The sequence below is a fragment of the Protofrankia sp. CiP1_Cm_nod1 genome, assembly GCF_920888515.1.
Classification (GTDB): Bacteria; Actinomycetota; Actinomycetes; order Frankiales; family Frankiaceae; genus Protofrankia.
Genome location: NZ_CAKKTM010000013.1, coordinates 1 through 4,534, shown reverse-complemented (window position 1 = coordinate 4,534; position 4,534 = coordinate 1). Strand labels below are relative to the sequence as shown.

Genomic DNA, 4,534 nt, shown 5'->3' with positions numbered 1-4,534 from the left:
TCTGGTCCGGCCGGGCGGCCGGCGTTGCGTCGGCAGTCGCTCCGGTGGCCGGGCCGGTCATCGGATTCGACCTGGACATGACGTTGCTGGACCCTCGGCGTGGCGTGGTGGCCACCTTCGCCGCGCTGGCCGCCGAGACGGGGGTGGCGATCGACGGCGCGGCGGCCGCCGCCCGCCTCGGGCCGCCGCTGGAGGAGGAGATCGCCCGCTGGTTCCCGCCCGAGCGGGTGGCGGAGATGGTGGCCCGCTACCGCGAGCTGTACGCCGTCCACGCGCTGCCGGTGTCGCTGCCGATGCCGGGAGCCGCCGACGCGGTCGCCCAGGTGCGTCGCCACGGTGGGCAGGTGGTCGTCGTCACCGCCAAGAGCGAGCCGCTCGCGCGGGCGAGCCTCACCCACATCGGCATCGCGGTGGACGTGGTCGAGGGCTGGCGGTTCGCCGAGACGAAGGCCGGGGCCATGCTCGACCACGATGTCACGATCTACGTGGGTGACCATGTCGGTGACGTCGTCGGCGCGCACGCGGCCGGGGCGCTGGCCGTCGCGGTGGCCACCGGCCCGTGCCCGGCGGACGAGCTGGCCGCCGCCGGGGCCGACGTCGTCCTGCCCGGCCTGGCCGCGTTCGGCGGCTGGCTGTCGTCCCATCTGCTGCCCGGCCGGCTCGACGACCTGGCCGCGCGGCTGGCCGGGCTCGGCTCGGTGCTGGTGGCCTTCTCCGGCGGTGCGGACTCGGCGTTCCTGCTGGCGGCGGCGGTCCGGGCGCTCGGCGCCGACCGGGTGGTGGCGGCCACGGCGAGCTCGGCGTCCCTGCCGGCCGTCGAGCTCGCCGCCGCCGCCGGTTTCGCCGCCCGGCTCGGCGTCCGTCATCTCACCCCGGCCACGAACGAGATGGGACGCGAGGGCTACCGGGCCAACGGGCCGGACCGGTGCTACTTCTGCAAGGCGGAGCTCACCGAGACGCTGCGGCCGCTCGCGGACTCCCTCGGCCTCGCCCATGTGGTGACCGGGACGAACGCCGACGACGCCGTGGCCGGGTTCCGCCCGGGTATCCGGGCGGCGGCCCAGCGGGGGGCGCGTACCCCGCTGCTGGACGCCGGCCTGACCAAGGCGCAGATCCGGGAGGCGTCCCGGCGGTGGGGCCTGTCGACCTGGGACAAGCCGGCCGCGGCCTGCCTGGCCAGCCGGATCGCCTACGGCATCGAGGTGTCACCGGCCCGGCTGGCCCGGGTCGAGCGCGCGGAGGCCGGGCTGCGGGCGGCGCTGGCCGCCGCCGGGCTCGCCATCCGGGACCTGCGGGTACGCGACCTCGGCGACGTGGCGATGGTCGAGGTGGACGCCGGCCAGGCGGTGGCGCTGGCCGCGCGCCCGGACCTGCTGGCCGTCGTCGAGGGCTTCGAGCGGGTGGAGGTCGACCCCCGTGGGTTCCGGTCGGGCTCCATGAACGAGCTGCTGCCGGCCGTGGCGCGAACGTCCGGGGACAACGGCGCCGGCCGGTGAGCGGCGCCGGCCGGTGAGCGGCGCCGGACGATGAGCGGCGCCGGACGATGAGGGACGCCGGACGATGAGGATGGCCGGGGGACGGCCGGTCAGACCGGGTTTCCCTCGGCGTCGACCGGTTCGGCCTCGTCCACGGGGGCAGGGGAGAGCACGGCCAGGGCTATCCCGGTCAGGGCGAGGGCGAAGCCGATGGTCAGCCCGCCGGCCGCGACCGCGTTGAGCCAGGTGGGACGCTCGGTGACCCCGAAGAAGAACGGGATGATGATGGCCGCGGTGGCGACGAGGCCGATCGCGAACGACACGACCGCGGCCCGGACGAAGAAATCCGTCCGCCGCCAGCGCCCCGAGGGCTCAGCGGGCTCTGGCTCACGGGCCGCTGGATCGTCCACACGTACCAGCCTACGGATCCCGCGGCCCCCCTGGCCAAAGGTGACGCGATCATGGTTGTCGCGTCACCGGCGGCCGGTCTGAGCTACAGGGCCAAAGGTGACGCGATCATGGTTGTCGCGTCACCGGCGGCCGGTCTGAGCTACAGGGCCAAAGGTGACGCGATCATGGTTGTCGCGTCACCGGCGGCCGGCCCGGGTGGTGGGCCAGAAGTGGAGCGATCATGTCTGTCATGTTCGGGAGGCCGTTGGATCGGGGAGGCCGACCGGGAGGCCTGGCTGGCCCGGCTTGCAGGAGAGCCGGGTGACCATCATTCGGGTGCTACTGCTCGGTGATGAAAAAGTACGGACGGCCACTCGTCGGCGCGTCCCCGGATAGCCTTGAGACCCCGGTATCTCACCGGGCAGTCCCCCTTCGCTACTCATAACGAGGTCTTCCGTGCCCACCGGCAGAGTCAAGTGGTTCGACGTCGACAAGGGCTTTGGCTTTCTCAGCCGTGACGACGGCGGTGATGTTTTCGTCCACAAGGCCGCGCTCCCACCCGGTGTGGACGGGCTCAAGCCCGGTGACCGGGTCGAGTTCGGGGTTGCCACGAGCCGCCGTGGCGACCAGGCGTTGTCGGTGCGGCTGCTCGCGGCTCCACCGTCGGTGACGAAGGCCGCCGCGCAGGCGGCGCGGCGCAGCCCGGACGAGCTCCACAGCATGGTCGAAGACATGATCAAACTGTTGGACGAGGTGCAGGGCTCGTTGCGGCGGGGGCGCTATCCGGACCGGCGCACGGCCCAGAAGGTGGCGAAGGTCGTCCACGCGGTCGCCGACGAGTTGGAGGTCTGATCGCCTGACGGCCGCTCCTCGCGGCGGGCCGCCGTCCTTCGCCCCAGAATTCCGAGGCCGGGGCCGGGCTCCGGCCTCGCTGCGGATCGGTTCTGGTGCGGATCGGTTCTGGTGCGGATCGGCTTCGCTACGGATCAGCGCAGGGGGGCAGGCAGGGCCGGGACGAGGCCCGCGGCGGTCGCGCGGCCCAGCAGGGCCTCGGCCGCCGCGTAACCCTCGTCGCCGAGTTGCAGGGTGTAGTCGTTGACGTACAGACCGATGTGGGCGTCCGCCACGTCCGGGTCCATCTCCTGAGCGTGGTCGAGGACGTAGGAGCGCGACGCCTCCGGGTCGGCGAACGCGGCGGCCACGCTCGCCCGTACCACCGCCGACAGCGCGGCGCCGTCGAGGTGACGACGCCCCAGGACGGCCCCGAGCGGGATCGGCAGGCCGGTCTCGGACTCCCACCAGTCGCCGAGGTCGGCGATGGCGGTCAGGCCGAAGGACGGATAGGTGAACCGGGATTCGTGGATCACCAGGCCGGCGTCGTACCGCCCGTCCCGCACCGCCGGCATGATCTTCTCAAAGGAGAGGACGTCGATCTCGCTCACCCCGCGTCCCTGCGCCCACAGGCGGAACAGCAGGTAGGCGGTGGTGCGCATGCCAGGGATCGCGACGCGGGCGCCACGCAGGCCGGCCTGGCCGGCGGTCAGCACGAGCGGCCCGCAGCCGCGTCCGAGCGCGCTGCCGGCCGACAGCAGCTGGTAGGAGCCCAGCAGCCAGGGCAGGGCCGCGTAGGAGACCTTGACGACGTCATCGAGGGCGTCGGCGGCGCGGCTGTTGAGCACGTCGATGTCGGCGAAGGTCACCGTGACCGGGGTGCCGTCCCCGACCAGCCCGTGCGTGAGCGCGTGGAAGGCGAACGTGTCGTTCGGGCACGGAGAGATCGCCAACGACAGCGGGACCGGCAGGGACGGTGGCGACGTCGGGATCACCGTCGGGATCGTCGACGTGCCGGTCCCGGTGTCGGTCCCGCTGCCGGTCACGACGTGCCGCCCGGGGCTGGTCCTGTCGCTCCCGCGGGCCCGGCAGGTCTGACCAGCCCGGCTGGTCTGGCAGGGCCGGCTGGTCTGGCCGGGCCGCCGGAGCCGGAGCCGGTGGCGCGCAGGGCCGCGGTGAGGGTGTCGATGCCGGCGGTGAGGGCAGCCGCCGCGGCGCTCAGCCCGGCCAGGGCACCCGGCACGTCCCAGCTGGCCCGGTCACGGCGCCCGACCGCGTTACTGATCGCGCGGATCTCGGCGAAGGGCGTGCCGTACACCGCCGTCGCGACCGCGACCGCGTACCCCTCCATCGCCTCGGCGGCCGGGCCGAAACGCAGCGCCAGGGCCGCGGCCCGCCGCTCGGTTCCGGTGATCGTCGAGACGGTCAGCACCGGTCCGGTCCGCACCGGGCGCCCGGTGCCGGCGAGGACGCTGGTGAGGGCCTGGCTGATCTCCTCGCGGGGGGTCAGCGTGGAGGCTCCGAGCCCGAGCTGTTCCAGGGTGAGGAAGTCGCCGGACGCCGGCGCGGGTGGCTGTCCCGGTTCGCCGGGCGGGGCGTCGACGCCGGATTCCGCGCCGAGGTCCGCGGCGATCAGTTCGTCCGCGACGACCAGGTCGCCGATGTCCGCGCGGCCGGCGAAACCGCCCGCGATCCCGAAGGAGACGACCAGGTCGAACGGCTCCCCCGTGGCCTGGGCGGTGGCGAGCGCGGTGGCGGTGCCGGCGGCCGCGGCGGGGCCGGCGGCACCGGCGGCGAGGACGGTCACCGGGCCGGAGCGGCGTCCCAGGTAGGGGCCG

5 protein-coding genes are annotated in these 4,534 nt (G+C 74.2%); 2 read left to right on the top strand and 3 right to left on the bottom strand.

Annotated features, from left to right (window positions below; translation table 11 throughout):
- Positions 1-77: 77 nt before the first annotated feature.
- Positions 78-1,496, top strand: a complete 1,419-nt coding sequence (larE, locus tag NBX02_RS00795; RefSeq protein WP_250282795.1) for an ATP-dependent sacrificial sulfur transferase LarE — start codon at positions 78-80, stop codon at positions 1,494-1,496.
- 89 nt (positions 1,497-1,585) lie between these two features.
- On the opposite strand, the gene NBX02_RS00790 is transcribed toward larE, so the two are convergent.
- Positions 1,586-1,885 (bottom strand): hypothetical protein, encoded by a 300-nt coding sequence (locus NBX02_RS00790; protein WP_250282797.1) that lies wholly within the window; start codon positions 1,883-1,885, stop codon positions 1,586-1,588.
- A 436-nt stretch (positions 1,886-2,321) separates the two neighbouring features.
- Between NBX02_RS00790 and NBX02_RS00785 the strand changes: the two genes are divergently transcribed.
- Positions 2,322-2,717 (top strand): cold shock domain-containing protein, encoded by a 396-nt coding sequence (locus NBX02_RS00785; RefSeq protein WP_250289564.1) that lies wholly within the window; start codon positions 2,322-2,324, stop codon positions 2,715-2,717.
- Between the two features lie 134 nt (positions 2,718-2,851).
- Here the strand turns inward: NBX02_RS00785 and NBX02_RS00780 are convergent, their stop codons facing one another.
- Positions 2,852-3,691, bottom strand: a complete 840-nt coding sequence (locus NBX02_RS00780; protein ID WP_250289571.1) for a 1,4-dihydroxy-6-naphthoate synthase — start codon at positions 3,689-3,691, stop codon at positions 2,852-2,854.
- Between the two features lie 47 nt (positions 3,692-3,738).
- A partial coding sequence (gene mqnB / locus NBX02_RS00775; RefSeq protein ID WP_250289562.1) for a futalosine hydrolase occupies positions 3,739-4,534 on the bottom strand: 796 nt, incomplete at its 5' end.

What these genes read in the sequence shown, in the direction of transcription:
- larE (WP_250282795.1), top strand. Translation starts at nt 78, where the DNA reads ATGACGTTGCTGGACCCTCGGCGTGGCGTGGTGGCCACCTTCGCCGCG.